This window comes from Lachnoclostridium sp. An196, assembly GCF_002160135.1.
Lineage (GTDB): Bacteria > Bacillota > Clostridia > Lachnospirales > Lachnospiraceae > Hominiventricola > Hominiventricola avistercoris.
On the sequence record NZ_NFJZ01000004.1, the window covers coordinates 20595 to 41926 of the forward strand.

Here is a 21332-nt window from a genome sequence, read left to right on the forward strand (position 1 = left end):
AAGGTTTATGGGTGAACAGGAAGGAGTATCTGTGATGCCGAATGATCCGGTAATGCTTTTGAGCTATGTAAACACTCAGCTTCGGGATTTCTACCCGAGTCTGGACAGCTTCTGCGAGGCGAACGGAGTCAGCGCCGAATCGATCTGCCGGAAGCTGGAGACGATAGACTATCGTTATGATGAAAAGACTAATAAGTTTGTATAGGTTTGAAGGACGGACCGCCGCAGTGATGCGGCGGTTTTTGTGCGGTATGCATAAATTCTACAAAGTGTCCATTGGACATATACTTAAAAAAGACTAAAATATAAATGGCGGACAGGACATAAAGGCTTGCACAGGGGAATAGAAAAAGGAGGAATATGCAGATGCTGACAGCAAAAGAGAATCTGCGGGAGGTGATCCGCGGGGGGAATCCGGATCGTTACGTGAACCAATATGAGGCTATTCAGTTATTGTTTCATCCGTATGTGATGCACAATCCGTCTCCCGCCAAAGGACAGGAGAATGTCGTGAACGCATGGGGTGTGACCAATTCCTTCCCGGCAGGGACCCCGGGAGCTTTCCCGGTACATACGCCGGACAAGATTGTGGTGAAAGACATTGAGAACTGGAAAGAGTACGTGCACGCGCCTGCGTTGGATTTTTCCAAGGAAGAGTGGGATATGTTCAAGGCGCAGTATGATGCGGTAGACGGGACCAAGTCCTACAAGGCTGCGTTTATCGCGCCGGGGCTTTTCGAACAGACCCATCATCTCTGCGAGATCAGCCAGGCCCTGATGAATTACATCACTGATCCTGACGAGATGCATGATCTGATCAAATATCTGACCGAGTGGGAGCTGAAGCTGGCGGAGGGAATCTGCTCCCATCTGCATCCGGATGCGATCTTCCATCATGATGACTGGGGCGCGGAGAAGAATACATTCCTGAGACCGGAGATGTTCGCGGAATTCTTTGTGGAATCCTACAAGCAGATCTATGGCTATTACCATGACCACGGCGTGGAACTGGTGTTCCATCACAGCGACAGCTACTGCGCGACGCTGGTGCCTTATATGATCGAGATGGGCATCGATGTATGGCAGGGATGCATGGCGTCCAACAATGTACCGGAACTGGTGAAAAAATACGGCGGAAAGATTGCTTTCATGGGCGGCATTGACAATAAGATGGTCGATTTTGAAGGCTGGACGCAGGAAGACTGCAGGAAAGCCGCAGTGGATATCTGCGAGGCGTGCGGGAATAAGTACTTTATCCCATGCATCACCCAGGGAGGGCCGGGGTCTGTATATCCGGGAACCTATAAGGCGCTCTGCGACGAGATCGACAAGTACAACGCGGAGAAGTTCGGACTGAAGATCGAAGAGATTGAAGAAAATCGTCTTCCGTGGCAGATTCTTTTCTAAAAAATGATTGACAAAGGGTTTCATCTGTGCTAAGGTTAACAAGGTTATGAAATGAAAGAAGAGTATCCACTCTCACCTTGGCACAGACGGTGACCCGGGTTAATACAGAAACAGACGCATGTTCAGGCATGTTTTTTGTAGAGCAGAAGTGGATAGTTTTCTATCCACTTTTTTTGTGCGGAGGTGTACAGTTATTAGCGATTTAATGATCAATGAGCAGATCCGCGACCGTGAGGTGCGCGTGGTCAGCAAGGATGGAGAACAGTTAGGTATTATGCCAATCAGCGAAGCGATGAAGATGGCGAGGGAGGCGGAGCTGGATCTGGTGAAAATTGCTCCCAATGCAAAACCGCCGGTTTGTAAGATCATCGATTATGGAAAATACCGTTATGAGATGGCCAGAAAAGAAAAGGAAGCAAGGAAAAAACAGAAGACGATCGAGGTTAAGGAAGTTCGTCTGTCTCCGAACATTGATGATAATGACCTGAACACCAAGGTGAATGCGGCGAGAAAGTTCATCCAGAAGGGTGACAAGGTAAAGGTGACGCTTCGCTTCCGTGGACGTGAGATGGCGCATGTACAGAGCAGCAAGCAGATCCTGGATGTATTCGCGGAAAAACTCCAGGATATTGCGGTGGTCGATAAGGCTCCGAAGATGGAAGGCCGCAGCATGACGATGTTTTTAACTGAAAAACGTTAAAATAATTTAGATAATTCATAGGAGGAATCACATATGCCAAAGGTAAAAACAAGCAGAGCAGCTGCAAAACGTTTTAAAAAGACCGGAACCGGTCAGCTGAAAAGAATGAAAGCTTACAAGAGCCATATCTTAACCAAAAAATCTCAGAAGAGAAAGAGAAATCTCAGAAAATCCACCACTGTGGATGCTGCAAATGTAAAGAGCATGAAGAAGATTTTACCGTATTTATAAGATTTGGAAGTTAAGGAGGAAGAAAGATGGCAAGAGTAAAAGGCGGATTGAACGCTAGAAAGAAACACAATAGAGTATTGAAGCTTGCAAAAGGATACAGAGGAGCCAGAAGCAAGCAGTATAGAATTGCAAAACAGTCTGTAATGAGAGCGATGGCATCTGCTTACGCAGGACGCAAACAGAGAAAACGTCAGTTCAGACAGCTCTGGATCGCCCGTATCAACGCTGCGGCCCGCATGAACGGTCTGTCCTACAGCAAGTTTATGTATGGCCTGAAGACTGCAGGCGTTGAGATGAACAGAAAGATTCTGGCCGATATGGCAATCAATGACGCAGCGGCTTTCACTGCACTGGCAGAAGTTGCAAAGAACGCCCTGAACAAATAATTCACGTTGAATCATAGCAAGAGCCCTTGGGAACTTCGACCGTGCAGGTGAGATCTCAGGGGCTTTGTTGGCTGCTTTGACAGTCTGTTTTGCGGCAAAAAGTTCAATATGACAGAAAGAAGGAAGAGATATGACAAAAATTGAGATTATCTCCGGCTTCCTGGGAGCCGGAAAGACTACGCTGATCAAGAAACTGCTGAAGGAAGTATTTGCCGGAGAAAAAGTTGTCCTGATCGAGAATGAATTTGGAGAGATCGGTATCGACGGCGGGTTCCTGAAAGAATCCGGAGTACAGATCACGGAGATGAACTCCGGCTGTATCTGCTGCTCTCTGGTGGGAGATTTCGGCACTGCGCTGAAAGAAGTGATCGAGACCTATGCGCCGGACCGTATCCTGATCGAGCCGTCCGGAGTGGGCAAGCTGTCTGATGTGACCAGAGCGGTCCGGGGCGTAGCCGCGCACGAGCCGGTGGAACTGAACAGCTCCGTAACGGTAGTAGACGGCCAGAAGTGCCGGATGTATATGAAAAATTTCGGAGAATTTTTCAACAATCAGGTGGAGCATGCGGGGACCATCGTGATCAGCCGTACCCAGAAGATGTCCGATGAAAAGGTAGAGGCCTGCGTCAATATGCTGAGGGAAAAGAACCCGACCGCAACGATCATCACGACGCCCTGGGACGAGTTGAAGGGCGAGCAGATCATGGCGGCTATGGAACATCAGGATCTGCTGATGAAAGAAGACCTGGAAGCAGAGCATGATCATGACGAGGAGTGCGGCTGCGGCTGCCATGACCACGACCATGAGCATCATCATGATCATGATCATGACCACGACCATGATCACGACCATGAGCATCATCATGACCATGACCACGATCATGAGCATCACCATGATCACGACCATCATCACCACCATGCGGATGAAGTATTTACCAGCTGGGGTAAAGAGACACCGCATAAATATTCCGAAGAGCAGCTGCGCGCGATTCTGAATAAGCTCTCCGAGGACGACGACTGCGGCATCGTGCTGCGCGCGAAAGGGATTGTGCCCTGTACGGACGGCGGCTGGCTGCATTTTGACATGGTTCCGGAAGAGTTCGAGATCCGCCATGGAGCGGCGGACTATACAGGACGTCTCTGCGTGATCGGATCCCATCTGAACGACGAGGAACTGACCAAAGTATTTGAACTGGCTTAAGAGGTGAGCATATGGCGAAAATACCTGTATTTGTAGTACACGGTTTTCTGGAGAGCGGAAAGACCAGGTTCATTCTGGAAACGCTGGAGGATGAGTATTTCTCCGGCGGAGAGCGCAACCTGGTCATAGCCTGCGAGGAAGGCATAGAAGAGTATGACGAGGAGACGCTGAAAGCGCATAACGCTACTCTGGTAATGCTGGAAGACAAGAGTGAACTCAATGAAAAGTTCCTGACAGAATGCCAGAAAAAATACAAACCTTCCCAGATCATTCTGGAGTACAACTGTATGTGGGGTATGGACTATCTGAGGGACATGTATATGCCCAAAGGCTGGTTTGTGGCGCAGGTGATCACGACCGTGGACGCGTCTACCTTCGATGTATATCTTAAGAACATGAAGTCCCTTTTCATGGAGATGGCGAAGGATTCGGACCTGATTATCTTCAACCGGAGTACGGACGACACGCCGGCGGCCAGCTACAAGAGAAATATGCGCGCGGTCAATCCGAAAGCGCAGATTGTCTTTGAAAAAGAGGACGGTTCCCAGCTGGAATTTGAAGAGGAGATGCCCTTCGACCTGGATGCGGATATCATCGATATTTCGGATATCGATTATGGCATCTGGTATATCGACGCCATGGACCATCCGGAGAAATACGACGGGAAAACCGTGCGTTTCAAGGGTATGGTATATGTAAACAGGAACCTGCCGAAAGGATATTTTGTGCCGGGACGCATGGCCATGACCTGCTGCGCGGACGATACCGCCTTTATCGGATTCCTCTGCAAATCTTCCTATGTAGACCGTCTGAAATCCAGACAGTGGGTCACAGTGACGGCGAAAGTGACGGTGGAAGAGCGGGAGGAATACGGCGGGGAAACGGGCGTCGTCCTTCATTCTACGAATATCAAGAGCGATCAGAAACCGGAAGAAGAACTGGTGTATTTCTAATGATAAGAAAAGCTGCGGGAAAGCGGGAAATGACCCTGCCTCTCGCAGCTTTTCAGCGCATATTTTTTAAAAGTGCTTCGACCTCCGCGCGCGTGGCCAGATGTTCGGAGAAAGCGCTGGCGCTTCCGGCCGCCACTCCCATGCGGAAAGCATGCTCATAATCCTTTCGTTCCAGCCATCCGGCGAGGAAACCGGCCACCATGGAGTCCCCGGCTCCTACGGCATTGACAAGGACCCCTTCCGGCGCCGGAAGCTGACGGACAGATCCGTCCTCGGCGACCAGCACAGCGCCCTGACCGGCCATGGAGACCAGTACGTTTCTCGCGCCCATTTCCTGCAGACGGTGGGCATAAGGGATCACTTCTTCCCTTGTGAGAAGCTCTGTGTGAAAGATTTCCCCCAATTCGTGATTGTTGGGTTTTATGAGAAACGGATGGTATTCCAGCACATTCAGCAGCAGATCCCCGGTGGCGTCCGCAACAGTAAGGACATCGCGCCCCTGAAGCATAGACAGAATATCCCGGTAGATGGAGTCCGGGATGGACCGGGGGATGCTCCCCGCAAGTACCAGCGCGTCTCCTTCTTCCAGCTTTTCCAGGCGTGCCAGCAGCTGTCCCACAGCCGCGGCGTCTATATCCGGCCCCTGCCCGTTGATCTCTGTCCCGTCAAAATCTTTCATCTTGACATTGATGCGGGAAAACCCGTTCTGAATGTGGATAAATTCATGCAGAATCCCCAGAGATGTTATCTTTTCCCGGATTTCCCGGCCGGTAAAACCGGCGGTGAATCCGAGCGCTGTGGATTCCAGTCCCAGGTTCTTAAGGACAATGGATACATTGATTCCTTTGCCCCCGGGAAGCATGAGCTCCGATATGGTTCGATTGGTTTTTCCCAGCTGGAAATGATCGACGGAAACGATATAATCCAGCGACGGATTAAAAGTTACGGTATAAATCATGGTTACTTGTTCGCAAACAGAACTTTGAGCAGGTTGATGGCCAGCGTCTTTTCCTCTGCCGTACGGTCATGCATCAGTTGAATCAGAATGTTGATGCTGTTGTCGTCGGTTGCGACGACATAATCAGCCAGAAGAAAATCAACCGTGACGCCAAGGCGGTTTACTACCTTGATCAGCTTGTCCAAAGTCAGACTGCGTTCTCCTCTTTCGATCTGTCCGATATAAGCGGTGGAGACTCCGACCTCTTCCGCCAGCTTTTCCTGGGTGAGATTTAATCTCAGACGTTCTTCCCGGATTCTCTTTCCTAAAGCCCGATAATCCATGCAGACACCCCCTATCCATTATAGTACATTTAGTCTTATTAAATAATACTTTGAAATATAGTCTGTCGAGAATCTGCTAAATGTATTTTTTTTGATATTTTTATAAAAATGTTTGACAAGATGTGAAAAATGAGGTATTATAGCATTCGTGATGCGGAAGTGTCGGAATTGGCAGACGAGCAAGATTCAGGTTCTTGTGAGCGTTACGCTCGTGAGGGTTCAAGTCCCTTCTTCCGCATGGTTAACCCCGGAGGCAGACGTCTCCGGGGTTTTGACAAATGAGAGTTGACAAATAAAAAAGATTATGTTATTTTGGCATTGTTCGGTAGGTAAGGCTACTGCAGGGATATGGGCTGTTGCCGCGAAATGGTGGAGACACCATGAGCTGGTTTGAACAGGGTACATCGAAAGCAAGGTGTATCATAATACAGTTTCACCGCCCTGCAAAGTTAAAGCTCAGACGAATGAAGAGAAGTGTTATCACTCCCGTATGTTCATACCGGACATACGGGATATTTTTTTGGAAAGGCAGGTGACGCGCTGTGGACGGCAGTCAAAGTTGTAACTGGCACATAACAAAACGGTGGATTTTATGCCGGCACAGGCGCGCTTTCCTGTAGCGGCTTTCAAAGTGTTTTTATCGCCATCGTTTTGTAAGAAGCATTTTACAGGCGGTGGCTTTTTTGCGCCCTTTTTTCGGGGAAAAGCCTTCATGCGCTGTATTTTTCTGCTCCGGCGGGAGTTGGTTCAATGTTTGAGGAGGTACAGAAAAATGAAGAGATGGAATATGATATTTACCGGAAAAGCAGCAAAAAAAGAAAACAGAAGAAATAACCAGGTCTATGAAAGCCTGTTCTGGGCTTCCGCGCATCCGGAAGCAGAGGTGATGAAAATATACGGAACACCGGAGGGAGGGTTTTCTCCGGAGCAGGCGGAAGAACAGAGAGAAGCGTACGGAGAAAATGTCCTGACCTATGGAAAAAAGGAGCCGGCGGTAAAGCGGTTGTTCGACGCTTTCGTCAATCCGTTTTCAGTGGTTCTGATGGCGCTGGCGGCGATATCCGTTTTTACGGATATAGTTTTCGCGGAGGCGGGAGAGAAGAATTACATCACTGTAAGCATTATCACGGTCATGATTTTGATTTCCGGGATTCTTCGTTTCGTACAGGAAACGCGCAGCGGAAATGTGGCGGAAAGACTGAGCGGAATGATTCACACGACGGCCTGCGTCCTGAGAGACGGCGTTCGCGAGGAGATTCCCATGGAAGAGATTGTGGCCGGAGACATGGTATTTCTCTCCGCGGGCGACATGATCCCGGCGGATCTGAGAATATTGGAGGCCAAAGACCTGTTTGTCAGTCAGTCTGCGCTTACGGGAGAGAGTGAACCCGTAGAGAAATATGGTTCGCCGGCCGCCCGGAGGAGCGCATTAATGGATGTGGAAAATCTGGCGTTTATGGGCAGCAATGTTATCAGCGGCAGCGCGAGAGCCGCCGTGATCTCTGTGGGGAATGACACGGTGATCGGCGCCATGGCGAAAAAACTGAATGAAAAAGCGCCGAAGACCACTTTTGAAAAGGGCGTCAATGCGGTTTCCTGGATTCTGATTCGGTTTATGCTGATCATGGTGCCGGTCGTACTTTTTGTAAACGGTTTTACAAAAGGCAGCTGGATGCAGGCAGTGTTATTTGCGATATCTGTCGCTGTGGGCCTGACGCCGGAAATGCTGCCGATGATCGTTACCACTTCCCTTGCCAAAGGCGCCGTAGCCATGAGCAAAAAGAAAGTGGTGATTAAGAGCCTGAACGCTATCCAGAATCTCGGATCCATAGACATTCTCTGTACGGATAAGACAGGTACGCTGACGCAGGATAAAGTGGTGCTGGAATATCATCTGAACGTGAACGGGGAAGAAGACGACCGGGTTCTGAGACACGCGTTTCTGAACAGCTATTTTCAGACAGGGCTGAAAAATCTTATTGATGTGGCGGTGATCTCCAGGCAGGAGGAACTGGGGGCGGATCCGCTGATACAAAAGTATACCAAGGTTGACGAGATCCCCTTTGACTTTGAGCGCCGCAGGATGAGCGTGGTGGTCAAAGACAGGGAGGGAAAGACCCAGCTGGTCACCAAAGGAGCGGTGGAAGAGATGCTGAAATGCTGTGCCTTTGCGGAGTGCGGAGGCGTGATCTGCCCGCTGACCGATCAGGTACGGCAGCTGGTACTCGGAAAATCAGACGAGTTGAATGAGACGGGAATGAGGGTCATAGCGGTGGCTCAGAAGACAAATCCCTCTCCGATAGGCCAGTTTTCAGTACAGGATGAGGCGGACATGGTGCTGATCGGTTTCCTGGCATTCCTGGATCCGCCGAAAGAGACCTCGCATGCGGCGGTTCGGGCGCTGCAGGAATATGGCGTAACAATAAAGGTACTGACGGGGGACAATGAAAAAGTGACCGGTGCCGTCTGCGCTCAGGTGGGGCTGGACGCGGGAAAGATCCTTCTGGGCAGCGATCTGGAAAGACTCAGTGACGGGGAACTGGCGGCGCAGGCGGAGAAGGTGTCCGTCTTTGCCAAATTGTCACCGTCGCAGAAAGCGCGTATTGTCCGAGTGTTGAGAGAGAGCGGACACAGCGTGGGCTATATGGGGGACGGCATCAACGACGCGGAAGCCATGAAGGCGTCCGATGTAGGAATCTCCGTAGATACTGCCGTGGACATCGCCAAAGAATCTGCTTCAGTAGTTCTTCTGGAGAAAGATCTGATGGTGTTGGAACAGGGGGTGACAGAAGGAAGAAAAACCTATGCAAATATGATCAAATATATCAAGATGACGGCGTCGTCCAACTTTGGAAACATGTTTTCCGTGTTGGCGGCGAGCGCGTTTCTTCCGTTTCTGCCCATGGCGTCCCTGCATCTGATTCTGCTGAACCTGGTCTATGATATTTCGTGCACGGCCATTTCCTGGGACCATGTGGATGAAGAATATCTGAAAATACCGAGAAAATGGGATGCTTCCGGAATCGGCCGTTTTATGCTGTGGACGGGACCGGTTAGCTCTGTGTTTGATATTATTACATATCTGCTGATGTATTTTGTAATCTGTCCCGCATGCACCGGAGGGCAGGTGTTTTCCGGCATGATGGATCCCGCGGGGCAGGCGCTGTATGAAGCGTTATTCCAGACGGGATGGTTCGTGGAATCTATGTGGAGCCAGACTCTGGTGATTCATATGATACGTACGGCGAAAATCCCGTTTGTACAGAGCCGGGCGTCACTCCCGGTAACGCTGCTCTCGCTGGCCGGGATTGGCATTGTGACGCTGATCCCTTTTACTCCGCTGAGCCGGGGACTGGGACTGACAGCCCTTCCGCCCGTGTATTTTGTGTGGCTGGCGGTCATCGTGGCAGGATATATGGCGGTCACGACGATTATGAAGAAAGTGTATATTCACAGATATGGAGAATGGCTGTAAGCAGAAAGGCGACAGGCAAAATTTTCAAAATTTGATGAATAAAAAGTAAAATTAGTATTGACGAACAGCACCCGGGGTGCTATAATAATTACCGTTGAGTCGCTGAAACTCAATGGTTTGCGGAAGTGTCGGAATTGGCAGACGAGCAAGACTAAGGATCTTGTGGTGGTCACACCGTGTGGGTTCAAGTCCCATCTTCCGCATCAGAGGATATGGACTCTGTATAAAAATTCATATGGTTTGCGGAAGTGTCGGAATTGGCAGACGAGCAAGATTCAGGTTCTTGTGAGCGTTACGCTCGTGAGGGTTCAAGTCCCTTCTTCCGCATGGCTAAAGCCTCTGGTTTACAGAGGCTTTTTTATTTCTGCCTGCAGCGGTCTGCGGCGCGGTTTGCCGGCCGGGTGTTATGCGGAATTTCATCCCGGTATCCGCTCAAAAGAGACGGTTCCGGCGGATACTAGGGAACGGCCAGAAGCAGCAGACTCACAGCCATCACAGCCATCCCCGCAGTCATGCCGCAGGAGGAACTGTTCCGGCTTCCATGCGCTCCGGCTGAGGGCAGGAGTTCATCAAAGGAGAGAAATACCATGATTCCGGCTACGGCGGCAGAGAGAAGTCCCAGCGCCGGACCGGCCAGCAGAGGCTGCAGCAATATCCACCCCAGAAACGCGCCCGCGGGTTCCGCCATTCCGGATAAAAAAGAATAGAAGAAAGCCCTGGCGCGGGATCCGGTGGCCTGATAGATGGGGACAGATACGGCGATTCCTTCCGGAATATTGTGGATGGCGATCGCGGCCGCCACAGGGATGGCGACGCCGGGCTCCCGGAGTGCGGAGATGAAGGTAGCGATCCCTTCAGGGAAATTGTGGATGGATATGGCAAGGGCGGTATAGATTCCGGTTTTCATCAGACTGGAAGACTGCGTCCCGGACGGAGTCTCGTTCAAGGGAAGGATCCGGTCCGGAATGGCGATCAGAGCCATGCCCGCGAAAAATGAAAGAACCGTGAGCGCGCTGCCCATACGCTGTCCGTATACGCTGGAAAGATCTGTCTGCGCCTTGGGAAACATTTCTATCATGGAGACATAGATCATGACGCCTGCCGAGAAACCAAGGCTGACGGACAAAAAGAGACGATTTTCTTTTTTAGAGAGGAAAGCAATGCTGCTGCCGATCCCCGTGCAGAGACCGGCGGCCAGAGTGAGGGCAAAAGCCCGGAGAATACTGCTGATCATAATCACTCCTTCCGGTATACAGTTTATCGTATGCAGGAAATGAGAGCAGGGTGATTGCATGTAAAATAAGAGTAATATCCGGAAGATGATATGTAAAAGAAATTTCCGTTGACAAAGATCTTGCGTATGCATACAATGGTGTCAAACACAAGAGGAGGAATGTGTATTTATGGAATACTATATTGGTGCATTTAAAAATTACGCAAACTTTAACGGGCGCGCCAGAAGAAAGGAATACTGGATGTTCGTGCTGTTCAACGTGATTGTTGCGTTTGTGATCGGCATTATCGCAGGTATTATTCATTTTTCTTGGCTGAGCACACTGTACAGCCTGGCTGTGCTTTGCCCGTCTCTGGCGCTCTGTTTCCGTCGGCTGCATGATATCGGGAAGAGCGGCGTTTGGATTCTGGTTTCCCTGATTCCGCTGGTGGGCTGGATCTGTATGCTGATCCTGCTTTGCAAAGACAGCGATCCGGGCGCTAACCAGTATGGAGAAAACCCGAAAGGTATGTAAATACATACACTAAAAGAGGAGTCGTCACAAGGCGGCTCCTCTTACTTCCTGGAATAATCTTTTTACGCGTCCACATATCCTTTTTTCTGCAGATAGAAATAAATGATATCGGCCGCTTCTTCGATCGTCATATTCCCGGTGTTCAGGCACAGATCATAGTTTTTGGCGTCTTCCCAGTCTTTTCCGGTATAATAATTGTAATATTTCCGGCGCTGCTTATCCGTTTCGTGGATGCGTTCAATAGCTGCTTCCCGCTCCAGAGAAAACATGCGCATCATCCGGCGGATCTTGCTCTCTTCGTCCCCGCAGAGAAATACATTGACTACACGGTCATAATCCCTCAGCACATAGTCGGCGCACCGTCCGATAATCATGCAGGACTCGTTCTCCGCCAGTTCCCGGATCAGTTCAGACTGGAAACGGAAGAGATTGTCGGGAGAAGCGATATCCTTTCCCAGGGAAGGCTTCCGATCCTTTGGATAAAGATCTTTGATGATCTTGTAGAGCAGGTTATTGCCGGGCCTTTCGTTGTTCACATGGAAGAATTCTTCCAGGACGCCGCTTTTGTCGGAGACCATGCGGAAAATATCTTTGTCATAGTAGGGGATGCCTAACTTTTTAGACAGGACTTGCGCGATATTGGTCGCACCGGCACCACATTCACGCCCTAATGTAATCGTAAATTTTTCTGACATAAACATCACCCCTTGTTGTGAAATCATGATAACTTTTTCTTTATTGTATCATATAAAATATGCAAAAACAACAAAAGAAAGTTTGTTTGAAAAAAATTCGGCGTTACTAGCACTCATCTCAAATGAGTGCTAAAAAATCCTTGACTTTTCCGAAACGCAGGGTTATATTACTGTATAGAGAATTTTGAATGAAGTATTTATGAAAGAAAGGCAGTGCATGATATGAGCGAAAAACATGGTAATCTTTCTATTAACAGTGATAATATTTTCCCGATTATTAAAAAGTGGCTGTATTCGGACCATGATATTTTTATCCGTGAGCTGATTTCCAACGGCTGCGACGCGATTACGAAGCGTAAAAAGCTGGACATGATGGGGGAATGTACACTTCCGGAGGATTACAAGCCGCAGGTTCAGGTAATCGTGAATCCCGAAGAGAAGACGATGAAATTCATCGATAATGGTCTCGGTATGACCGCCGACGAGGTGGAAGAATATATCAATCAGATCGCTTTCTCCGGCGCCACGGATTTCCTGGCGAAGTATAAGGACAAAGCGAATGAGGATCAGATCATCGGACATTTCGGCTTGGGATTTTATTCCGCGTTTATGGTGGCAGATGAGGTGCATATTGATACGCTTTCCTGCAAAGAGGGAGCGCAGGCGGTACACTGGGAGTGCGACGGCGGCACAGAGTTCCAGATGAAAGACGGGGAACGTACAGAAGTAGGTACAGAGATCACACTGTTCCTGAATGAGGACAGCACGGAATTTGCCAATGAATACCGGGCGCGGGAAGTGATTGAGAAATACTGCTCCTTTATGCCGGTGGAGATTTTCCTGTCGAAGGCCAACGCAGAGCAGGAATACGAGACGATCGACGAGAGCGAACTGAGAGACGACGATGTGATCGTAGAGCGTATTCATGAAGAGGCGAAGACGGAAGAGATCGAGAAAGAGGACGGCACCAAAGAAGTGCAGGAGGTGTCTCCGGCAAGAGACCGCGTAAAGATCAATAAACGGCCAGTTTCTTTAAGCGATACGCATCCGCTCTGGGCGAAGCATCCCAACGAGTGTACGGAAGATGAGTATAAGGATTTCTACAGAAAAGTATTCCATGACTATAAAGAGCCGTTGTTCTGGATCCATCTGAATATGGATTATCCGTTTAATCTGAAAGGAATCCTGTATTTCCCGAAGATCAACATGGAATATGAATCCATCGAAGGAACGATCAAGCTGTACAATAATCAGGTATTTATCGCGGATAATATTAAAGAAGTGATCCCGGAGTTCCTGCTTCTGCTGAAAGGCGTCATCGACTGTCCGGATCTTCCGCTGAACGTGTCCAGAAGCGCTCTGCAGAATGACGGTTTCGTAAAGAAGATCGCGGATTACATTACGAAAAAGGTTGCGGACAAGCTGAGCGGCATGTGCAAGACCGATCGCGAAAACTATGAGAAGTACTGGGACGATATCAGCCCGTTCATCAAATTCGGCTGCATTAAAGACGAGAAGTTCTGCGAGCGTATGGGCGATTACATCCTCTTCAAAGACCTGGACGGCAAATATATGACGCTGAAAGAGTATGTGGGCGAAGAGCCGAAAGAGGAGGCAGCTTCTGAAGAGAAGAAGCCGGAGGAAAGTGCATCCGAGAAGCCGGAAGAGCAGCCGTCCGACGAGAAAGAAAAAGACGAGAAGAAGACCACAGTTTACTATGTAACTGACGAGATCCAGCAGAGTCAGTACATCAATATGTTCCGCGAGCAGGGCATGAATGCCGTGATCCTGAAACATAATATCGACGCTCCGTTTATCAGCCATCTGGAAGCAAAGAATGAGAATATCAAGTTCCAGCGCATCGATGCGGATGTGACCGATACCATGAAAGAAGAGGTATCCGAAGACGAGCTGAAGGAAGAGACCGATGCATTAACGGAACTGTTCCGCAAGGCTCTGAATAATGACAAGCTGGAAGTAAAAGTGGAAAAGCTGAAGAGCGAAAAAGTATCTTCCATGATGATTCTCTCCGAAGAGAGCCGCAGGATGCAGGAAATGATGAAGATGTACAATATGTACGGAATGGATCCGTCCATGTTCGGCACCAGTTCCACGCTGGTATTGAATGCCAACAACGCGTTGGTGAAGTATCTGTTCGAGCATCCGGAAGGAGAGCATACGAACATGATCTGCGAGCAGCTCTACGATCTGGCCATGATCAGCCAGCAGCCGCTGAATCCGGATGAGATGACCAGATTCATCCAGAGAAGCAATGATATCATGATGATTCTGGCAAAATAAACTGTATAGGAATTATACTGCCTGAAAGGGAATTTCCTGACGGTGGAAAAATCTCTGGACCATGTCATCCCAGGCATGGTCCAGTTCTTTGTCCATGGTAAAGACAGAGAGGGAAGTGCCTGTGGTGCACAGAAGAGTATGGCCATCGTAGCGAAGATTCATGAGCAGGGCGCGCACCTGATCGGAGGGAATGGGGCTGTGCGTCTGAGCCAGAAATTTTTCTGTATTGCTGTGAGACAGCTGGAGTGTGAAACGAAAAGAAAGCGGCGTCCGTCTCCCTTTGATCAGTTCCAGGCAGAAAGGGCGTACCTCGCCCCAGAAGGTCAGACTGCGGTTTCCCAGAAGTTCCTGTTCTTGTGCATGAAAGTAAGACGGATGGAGAGTCCCGTCGATATGGAACGCGGCGAAGGTTGTGACGTTCCCTTCCAGCAGAAGAAAATGGTCGAAGGTTTCGCTTAAAAGAAACTGTTTCATAAAAGTTTTGATATCAGCGATCTGTAACGCAGTCATGGCCGGCTCCTCCTGTAAGACAAATTGATAGATCTATTATATAGGAAAAAACAGAGCTTTTCCATAGAAAATCCGTCCTCAGACTATTGAATAATAACTCACGTTATGGTAATATAATGTGGTATTAAAAACTACATCTTGTAAGAAAAGTATTTTTGAGGATGGTAAGGGATATGAGTTATCGGATTGTGGTAGACAGCTGCGGAGAATTTACAGAAGAGATGAAAAAAGACCCGCATTTTGTACATGCGGCGCTTCACCTGGATATTGACGGAGAAGAGTTTATAGACGACGACAGTTTTGACCGTCTGGATTTTCTGAAAAAGATGTCGGCAAGCCCGAACTGTCCCAAGTCCAGCTGCCCTTCACCGGAAGTATACAGGGAGGCGTTTGACTGCGGAGCCGATCATTTATATGCGGTAACGCTTTCTGCGGAGCTGAGCGGTTCCTACAACAGCGCCGTATTGGGAAAGAATCTGTATCTGGAAGATCATCCGGAGGCGAAAGTGCAGGTGTTTAATTCCTGTTCTGCGTCCGTGGGTGAGACGAAGATCGCTCTGAAGATACAGGAGTGCGAAGAAGCGGGGATGAGCTTCGAGGAAACGGTAGAAGAAGTGAATCAGTTTATCCTGGATATGCACACCTATTTTGTGCTGGAGACCCTGGAGAATCTGAGAAAAAACGGCAGGCTCAGTTCGGTGAAAGCATTTGTGGCTTCTGCGCTGAATATTAAGCCGGTCATGGGCGCGACAGACCAAGGGGTGATCATCCAGCTGAGCCAGGCGAGGGGGATGCAGAAAGCGCTGCGCAAAATGGTGGAAGTGATGGCCGAAGAGGTAAAGAATCCGGAGGAAAAGATCCTGGGACTGGTACACTGCAACAACCGGGAACGGGCCGAGTATGTGAAAGAAGAAATTAAAAAGTTTATAAAAGTAAAAGACATCGTGATCCTGGAGTCGTCCGGAGTCAGTACGCTGTACGCGGCGCAGGGCGGGATTATTATGGTGATCTGATCGGAAACGAATATGTAAAGAAGCTAAAAGCGGATGGAACTGTATGTGGAGGTTCCATCCGCTTTTTCTCTATACTACTAAGATTCGTTCCATTCTTTATACCTCAAATAGTCGTTGCTAAAGGACATTATAACAGATGGTTCCCATTTCTCATAGACCGGCTTCTCTAAAGGGTAAAAATACAGTATAATGGGCATATGGTAAAGAATTTCCAGGTTTCTGGGGAGGGAGGGGGAAAGGATGGCTGCAACGAAGATCGAAATCGGAAAGGACTTTCCGCAATATTTTAAACCGGCGTATCCGAAGGAGTTTGAATTGTTTTCACATTTTGAGGTGACGGCAGGAATTCCCACAGTTCTGTTTGCGATCACTACCTGGAAGGAAAATGGAAAGCCGAATGTATGCTTTCATTCCTGGAGCTGTTTCCATGGAGATAAGACGGCCTTTTTTGCCGTTATGGGAAACCTGTATCAGCATACTCACACTTATGCCAATATTCAGCGAGAAAAATGTTTCTGTATCAATTTCCTGCCGGTCAGTGCTTACGACAGGCTGGTGGAGACGATCAACAGCAATAGTTTTGAAACGGATGAATTTGCGGCAGGGAATTTTACGCCTGAAAATGCGAAGACGATTCATGCGCCGGTGATCCGGGAAGCGTTTATGAATGTGGAATGTACCTTGAAAGAGGTGCAGGATTTGAGCGGAGCAGGGATCACGGCAATGGTGATCGGACAGGTGCAGCACATTTCCGTGGAAAAAGAATATGCGCAGGGTTATGAAAAGCGGTATGGGAAAGACGGATTCATGATGTTGATACCGGCGCCGCAGGATCTGGTAAACGGAGAACCAAATCAGTCTGCGATCGCTACGGTGAAGATTGAGAAGTTTGACTGAGGCTGGAAAACTTTTGTGATTGAAAAAACGGAGAACAGGGGAATAAATTATGGATAATAAAGAAGAACGCTTTTTAGCCGAAGATCAAGGAGAAATCATTATTTATCAGACGGATGATGGTGATACCAAAATTGATGTTCGTTTTGTCGATGAAACTGTTTGGCTGACACAACAACAGATGGCTGAATTATTTCAGTCTTCCAGAACCAATGTTGTGGAACATATCCGGCATATTTATGAAGAAGGCGAATTGGAGGAGAATTCAACCTGTCGGAAATTCCGACAGGTTCGAATGGAAGGTAGCAGACGGGTTGCAAGGGAGATACCATATTATAATCTTGATATGATTATTTCTCTCGGATATCGTGTGAGGTCAAAGACAGCCACTCACTTTCGCCGTTGGGCAACGGAGCGTCTGAAAGAGTATATGATAAAAGGCTTTACAATGGATGACGAACGTTTGAAGAATCTTGGCGGAGGAAACTATTGGAAAGAACTCTTAGACCGCATCAGAGACATTCGGTCTTCTGAAAAAGTAATATATCGCCAAGTTCTTGACTTATATGCTACCAGCGTAGACTATAACCCCCAAAGCCCCGAATCTATTGCGTTTTTTAAGCTGGTACAAAATAAACTTCATTATGCTGCGCATGGACATACAGCTGCAGAAGTTATTTTTGAGCGTGCAGACGCAGATAAGCCATTTATGGGCCTTACCACATTTTCCGGCGATTTTCCGACGGCAAAGGATATTGGCATTGCCAAGAACTACTTGACAGAAGATGAATTGCGAATATTGAATGGCATTGTATCTGGATATTTTGATTTTGCGGAAGTTCAGGCTATGCGCCATCGTCCAATGTATATGAGCGATTATATAGAGCATTTAGATCGTGTTTTATCAGCCACTGGTGAGAAATTATTGACAGGTACAGGAAAAGTGAGTCATAAGCAGGCTATGAGCAAGGCAAAAGAAGAATATCAGCGATTTCTGACACAAAACCTTTCGCCTGTAGAAGAAGCTTATTTACAGACAATAAAAGCAGTTGAAAAAACAGCACAGAATGCGAGCAGAAATATGAAAAGCGTTACAGTGAAAAGCGAGAAATATGATTGAGATTGTAAAAATAACGATATCAATAAACAAGGACCGTGACGGAGAAGGGGAATTATATGGATATTCGGAAAATAACCGGCAGCGAAATGACAGATGCAGTGGAACTTATCTGGACAACCTTTTTACAGTTTGAAGCGCCGGATTATTGTGAGGAGGGAGTACAGTCGTTCCGGAATTTTATTGAGAACAAAGAAATTATGGAAACACTGGAGCTCTGGGGAGCGTATGAAAATGAGGAGTTAAAGGGGGTTCTTGCGACCAATGAAAACCGTAAACATATATGTTGTTTCTTTGTGAAAGCCCAATATCAAAGGCAGGGCATCGGCAGAAGATTATGGGAGTATTTACTGAACCATAGTTCCAATATGGTCTTTACGGTAAATTCGTCACCTTATGCAGTCCCAGTTTATCATAAACTGGGATTCAAGGATATGGATGAGGAACAATTGGCTGATGGGATGCGGTATACGCCCATGAGGTTTGAGCGGTAAATGAAAATATATGGAGAAAGCAAACGGAGGGAGACTTTTAATGAATACGCAAACACATACTGTGGAAAAAGCAGAAATGAAGGATTTGTCAAGAATACTGGAAATCTACGCATACGCGCGGAATTTCATGAGGGAGACGGGGAATCCGGATCAGTGGAGGAATAATTTCCCTCCGGAAGCGCTGCTTGCAGAAGATATCAAAAAAGGGAATTTGTATGTGATCAAGGAGGACGATGCCATACACGCCGTCTTTTTCTTTGTGATCGGGGCAGATCCCACTTATGCGAAAATAGAGCAGGGCGAATGGCTGTCCGATACGGAATATGGAACCATACACCGGGTGGCAGGAGATGGGACTCTGCACGGCGTTCTGGGGATGATTGTGGCGTTCTGCAGCCGGAAAATCAGTCATCTGCGCATCGACACCCATGAGGATAATAAAGTAATGCAGAGGGCAATCTGTAAAAATGGTTTCCAGAAGCGCGGAATTATCTATATTGAAGACGGGTCGCCGCGGATCGCGTATGAAAGGGTATAAAGCAGCCGAAGGAGCCATAAATGGATAAATATTTCGATATCAAAAAAAGATTTGAGGAAAAAGAAGATAAAGAAAATGCCGCACAGATGGCAAAGTATATGAGAGATCAGTTTGTTTTCTATGGCCTGCCCACGCCGAAAAGGAAGGCGCTCTATAAGGATTTTTTGAAAGAAGAAAAAAAATCGGGGCAGATCGACTGGGCGTTCCTGGACCGATGTTACGAAGATGAGCACAGGGAGTTTCAATATCTGGCCTGTGATTATCTGACTGCCTTGGATAACTTCCTGGCCTATGATGATATTCCCAGAATAAAAGCATACATAAAATGTAAATCATGGTGGGATACGACGGATTCTCTGGACCGGGTGATCGGACAGATCGGACTGCGGGACAGCAGAGTCGATGCGCTGATGCTGGAATGGTCTCTGGACGACGATTTCTGGGTCAGAAGAGTGGCGATAGACCATCAGCTGTGCCGAAAGGAAAAGACGAACACGGAACTGTTAGAGAAAATCCTCGTCAATAACTTTGGAAGCGATGAATTTTTCATCAACAAAGCCATTGGATGGAGTTTGAGGGATTATTCGAAAACGAATCCGGAATGGGTAAGGGCGTTTGTGGAGAAACATGCGGACAGGATGTCTAAACTGAGTGTCAAAGAAGCCGGGAAATATATTTAATCGGACGAATGGATTTGAAGAGGATATGAGATGATCGATGAATTGAGACAAGAGATGCTGGCGGAGCAGGCGCAGCGCCTGGCGAGGCTGGAACTGCGCAGCCGCATCCATATGATTGGACTTCTGATATGGGGAACGCTGCTGCTGGGGTGGATGATTTACTGTTTTGTGAAGCTGATGGTCATGGCAAACCGGACAGCAATCATGCAGGCAGGAACAATTCCTTTTACCTGCGGGACCTGCGGCGCAGCGTTTGATCTTCCGGCGGAATATCTGGTGAAGCATCCGTTTATTCCGAAGAAATCCATATCTGCGGGGGCAGTCGGAGGGAGCGGGCTTCATGGCACGGTCCGTATGTCCAGAAGACTCCGGTGCCCTGTATGCGGGAAAAAGGCATGGTGCAGACAGGATATGCGGGAAACCGGGAAAATTGGCGCAAATTCTTTTATAGAAGCAGCAAGAAGGATTATCCCTAAGTTTTTTCTGGTTGAGGCGGTTATTGTTGCGGCGGGCGGGGCGTTTTTTACGCTGCTGCGGATCGTATTGAGATAAAAGCGTATGATGGATGCCGAAAGGATTCAGCCGTCAAAGACTTCGTTCCCCCGACGCTTCTCCTCTATGGCCGGTCGCTATATCAAGCCCTGCTCCAGGCAATAATGATAGATTCCGTCCTGTGCGACGTGTCCGCACACCTGGTCTGCCACCGCTTTCAGCTGCTCAGAAGCATTTGCCATAGCGATACCGGTTCCAACGGCTTGCAGCATTTCGATGTCGTTATTGCCGTCCCCGAAAGCAATCGCTTCTTCCGGCTCAAGGTGATAATATTCCAGCAGCTTTTTGATTGCGATTCCTTTTCCGCCATTTGCCGGAATAATATCGACCGCCCGGTCCCACCATGCCGCAATTTTTGAGTGGCGGACATCTTTCATCACCAAAGAATATTCCGATTTGTAACATCCCAGCATTACCTGATAAATTTCTTCCTGCTTTGTTTTTTATGAATCGCTGCGTCCGGATGCAGTGTTCCAGGAGCGGGAAAAAGATGATGCCGGGGGAGAATATTCGCATTATGCATGATGCGGCATCTGATACAGGCATTAGACCAGCCGCAGATTCAGGAGTATAATATACACAACATAAGCTAAGGAGGGGTATCAGATGAGTAAATATTTTGTCGCTTATTTTTCCGCGTCCGGCGAGACGGCGCGGCTGGCGAAGACGATCGCTGGAGTGGTCGTAGGCGATCTGTATGAGATTGCGCCGGAGCAGAGATACAGCACGGCGGATCTGAACTGGCAGGATCAGAAGAGCCGCAGCACGCTGGAAATGAAAGACGAGGCGTCCCGGCCGGCCATCGCGGGAAAGGCAGAAGGGATTCAGGAGGCGGAGTACGTCCTGGTCGGGTTCCCGATCTGGTGGTATCAGGCGCCCAGAATTATCCAGACTTTCCTGGAGAGTTATGATTTATCCGGAAAGACGGTGATCCCGTTCTGTACTTCCGGCGGAAGCGGTCTGGGAAAAACGGTGGAGATTTTGAAGAAATCCTGCTCCGATTCCACGAAATGGAAAGAAGGAAAGCGCTTCAGCAGCAGGGCAGGGGAAGGAGAGATCCGTTCCTGGATTGACAGCCTGGGCCTTTCGGACTGAAAAAGCAAAAAAACGGTGGAAATTGCGCGGAAATGTGATATACTGTCTCTGTAGGCCATGC

The 21332-nt window shown here is 48.4% G+C and carries 24 protein-coding genes, 3 tRNA genes and 1 riboswitch; of the genes, 21 read left to right on the forward strand and 6 right to left on the reverse strand.

All coding sequences use genetic code 11. From position 1 onward, the window contains the following. The first annotated feature begins 34 nt into the window (after window positions 1-34). The 7 genes from B5F29_RS05905 to B5F29_RS05935 all read left to right on the forward strand — a co-directional run bounded on the left by B5F29_RS05905 (window position 35) and on the right by B5F29_RS05935 (window position 4878). Window positions 35-205: a DUF4250 domain-containing protein gene (locus B5F29_RS05905; RefSeq protein ID WP_087153737.1), complete on the forward strand. Its 171-nt coding sequence runs from the start codon at window positions 35-37 to the stop codon at window positions 203-205. 161 nt (window positions 206-366) lie between these two features. Continuing rightward, the gene (locus B5F29_RS05910; RefSeq protein ID WP_087153738.1) at window positions 367-1407 is read left to right on the forward strand and encodes a uroporphyrinogen decarboxylase family protein; all 1041 of its coding nucleotides are present in this window, start codon (window positions 367-369) and stop codon (window positions 1405-1407) included. A gap of 205 nt (window positions 1408-1612) precedes the next feature. Continuing rightward, on the forward strand, window positions 1613-2107 hold the full coding sequence (gene infC, locus B5F29_RS05915; protein ID WP_087153739.1) for a translation initiation factor IF-3: 495 nt from the start codon (window positions 1613-1615) through the stop codon (window positions 2105-2107). 33 nt (window positions 2108-2140) lie between these two features. Further along, on the forward strand, window positions 2141-2338 hold the full coding sequence (gene rpmI / locus B5F29_RS05920) for a 50S ribosomal protein L35 (protein WP_087153740.1): 198 nt from the start codon (window positions 2141-2143) through the stop codon (window positions 2336-2338). Between the two features lie 26 nt (window positions 2339-2364). Next, window positions 2365-2724 (forward strand): 50S ribosomal protein L20, encoded by a 360-nt coding sequence (gene rplT / locus B5F29_RS05925; RefSeq protein ID WP_087153741.1) that lies wholly within the window; start codon window positions 2365-2367, stop codon window positions 2722-2724. Between the two features lie 130 nt (window positions 2725-2854). Then, a complete protein-coding gene (locus B5F29_RS05930) occupies window positions 2855-3925 on the forward strand; it encodes a CobW family GTP-binding protein (RefSeq protein WP_087153742.1) in 1071 nt (356 codons plus the stop codon). Between the two features lie 11 nt (window positions 3926-3936). After that, entirely contained in the window at window positions 3937-4878 is a 942-nt protein-coding gene (locus B5F29_RS05935; protein WP_087153743.1) for a TIGR03943 family putative permease subunit, read from the forward strand. Window positions 4879-4930: 52 nt separating this feature from the next. Here the strand turns inward: B5F29_RS05935 and pfkB are convergent, their stop codons facing one another. Both pfkB and B5F29_RS05945 read right to left on the reverse strand, forming a co-directional pair. After that, window positions 4931-5836 (reverse strand): 1-phosphofructokinase, encoded by a 906-nt coding sequence (gene pfkB / locus B5F29_RS05940; RefSeq protein ID WP_087153744.1) that lies wholly within the window; start codon window positions 5834-5836, stop codon window positions 4931-4933. Window positions 5837-5838: 2 nt separating this feature from the next. Next, the gene (locus tag B5F29_RS05945) at window positions 5839-6159 is read right to left on the reverse strand and encodes a helix-turn-helix domain-containing protein (RefSeq protein ID WP_087153745.1); all 321 of its coding nucleotides are present in this window, start codon (window positions 6157-6159) and stop codon (window positions 5839-5841) included. Window positions 6160-6312: 153 nt separating this feature from the next. On the opposite strand from B5F29_RS05945, the gene B5F29_RS05950 reads away from it, so the two are divergent. From B5F29_RS05950 to B5F29_RS05965, 4 genes are all read left to right on the forward strand, one after another. Beyond that, window positions 6313-6397: transfer RNA gene (locus tag B5F29_RS05950), tRNA-Leu, on the forward strand. Between the two features lie 76 nt (window positions 6398-6473). After that, window positions 6474-6635: riboswitch (M-box (ykoK) riboswitch) on the forward strand. A gap of 296 nt (window positions 6636-6931) precedes the next feature. Continuing rightward, window positions 6932-9634 (forward strand): magnesium-translocating P-type ATPase, encoded by a 2703-nt coding sequence (gene mgtA / locus B5F29_RS05955; RefSeq protein WP_242955589.1) that lies wholly within the window; start codon window positions 6932-6934, stop codon window positions 9632-9634. 119 nt (window positions 9635-9753) lie between these two features. Next, window positions 9754-9837: transfer RNA gene (locus B5F29_RS05960), tRNA-Leu, on the forward strand. Between the two features lie 39 nt (window positions 9838-9876). Then, window positions 9877-9961, forward strand: a tRNA-Leu gene (locus B5F29_RS05965). A 130-nt stretch (window positions 9962-10091) separates the two neighbouring features. Here B5F29_RS05965 and zupT read toward each other — a convergent pair. Further along, window positions 10092-10868, reverse strand: coding sequence for a zinc transporter ZupT (gene zupT, locus B5F29_RS05970; RefSeq protein WP_087153747.1), 777 nt, complete (start codon window positions 10866-10868; stop codon window positions 10092-10094). A gap of 169 nt (window positions 10869-11037) precedes the next feature. Here zupT and B5F29_RS05975 point away from each other — a divergent pair, with 169 nt between their 5' ends. Further along, window positions 11038-11382 (forward strand): DUF805 domain-containing protein, encoded by a 345-nt coding sequence (locus B5F29_RS05975; protein WP_087153748.1) that lies wholly within the window; start codon window positions 11038-11040, stop codon window positions 11380-11382. A 62-nt stretch (window positions 11383-11444) separates the two neighbouring features. On the opposite strand, the gene B5F29_RS05980 is transcribed toward B5F29_RS05975, so the two are convergent. After that, the gene (locus B5F29_RS05980; protein ID WP_162608370.1) at window positions 11445-12077 is read right to left on the reverse strand and encodes a cytidylate kinase-like family protein; all 633 of its coding nucleotides are present in this window, start codon (window positions 12075-12077) and stop codon (window positions 11445-11447) included. Between the two features lie 222 nt (window positions 12078-12299). Between B5F29_RS05980 and htpG the strand changes: the two genes are divergently transcribed. Continuing rightward, window positions 12300-14378: a molecular chaperone HtpG gene (gene htpG, locus B5F29_RS05985; protein ID WP_087153750.1), complete on the forward strand. Its 2079-nt coding sequence runs from the start codon at window positions 12300-12302 to the stop codon at window positions 14376-14378. A gap of 12 nt (window positions 14379-14390) precedes the next feature. Here the strand turns inward: htpG and B5F29_RS05990 are convergent, their stop codons facing one another. Continuing rightward, window positions 14391-14888 carry a DUF5721 family protein gene (locus tag B5F29_RS05990; protein WP_087153751.1) on the reverse strand — a complete coding sequence of 166 codons (498 nt, stop codon included), beginning with the start codon at window positions 14886-14888 and terminating at the stop codon, window positions 14391-14393. Between the two features lie 173 nt (window positions 14889-15061). On the opposite strand from B5F29_RS05990, the gene B5F29_RS05995 reads away from it, so the two are divergent. The 7 genes from B5F29_RS05995 to B5F29_RS06025 all read left to right on the forward strand — a co-directional run bounded on the left by B5F29_RS05995 (window position 15062) and on the right by B5F29_RS06025 (window position 20176). Further along, complete coding sequence (locus tag B5F29_RS05995) at window positions 15062-15901, forward strand: DegV family protein (protein ID WP_087153752.1); 840 nt, start codon at window positions 15062-15064, stop codon at window positions 15899-15901. Between the two features lie 240 nt (window positions 15902-16141). Beyond that, window positions 16142-16798, forward strand: a complete 657-nt coding sequence (locus tag B5F29_RS06000; RefSeq protein WP_087153753.1) for a flavin reductase family protein — start codon at window positions 16142-16144, stop codon at window positions 16796-16798. Between the two features lie 49 nt (window positions 16799-16847). Next, window positions 16848-17915 (forward strand): virulence RhuM family protein, encoded by a 1068-nt coding sequence (locus B5F29_RS06005; protein ID WP_087153754.1) that lies wholly within the window; start codon window positions 16848-16850, stop codon window positions 17913-17915. 56 nt (window positions 17916-17971) lie between these two features. Beyond that, complete coding sequence (locus B5F29_RS06010; protein ID WP_087153755.1) at window positions 17972-18406, forward strand: GNAT family N-acetyltransferase; 435 nt, start codon at window positions 17972-17974, stop codon at window positions 18404-18406. A gap of 40 nt (window positions 18407-18446) precedes the next feature. Next, the gene (locus B5F29_RS06015) at window positions 18447-18944 is read left to right on the forward strand and encodes an N-acetyltransferase (RefSeq protein ID WP_087153756.1); all 498 of its coding nucleotides are present in this window, start codon (window positions 18447-18449) and stop codon (window positions 18942-18944) included. 20 nt (window positions 18945-18964) lie between these two features. Continuing rightward, window positions 18965-19624, forward strand: coding sequence for a DNA alkylation repair protein (locus B5F29_RS06020; RefSeq protein WP_087153757.1), 660 nt, complete (start codon window positions 18965-18967; stop codon window positions 19622-19624). Between the two features lie 30 nt (window positions 19625-19654). After that, on the forward strand, window positions 19655-20176 hold the full coding sequence (locus B5F29_RS06025) for a hypothetical protein (RefSeq protein WP_087153758.1): 522 nt from the start codon (window positions 19655-19657) through the stop codon (window positions 20174-20176). A gap of 77 nt (window positions 20177-20253) precedes the next feature. On the opposite strand, the gene B5F29_RS06030 is transcribed toward B5F29_RS06025, so the two are convergent. After that, window positions 20254-20601 carry an HAD family hydrolase gene (locus B5F29_RS06030; RefSeq protein ID WP_275532922.1) on the reverse strand — a complete coding sequence of 116 codons (348 nt, stop codon included), beginning with the start codon at window positions 20599-20601 and terminating at the stop codon, window positions 20254-20256. Window positions 20602-20782: 181 nt separating this feature from the next. Between B5F29_RS06030 and B5F29_RS06035 the strand changes: the two genes are divergently transcribed. Beyond that, complete coding sequence (locus B5F29_RS06035) at window positions 20783-21271, forward strand: flavodoxin (protein WP_087153760.1); 489 nt, start codon at window positions 20783-20785, stop codon at window positions 21269-21271. Window positions 21272-21332: the final 61 nt, after the last annotated feature.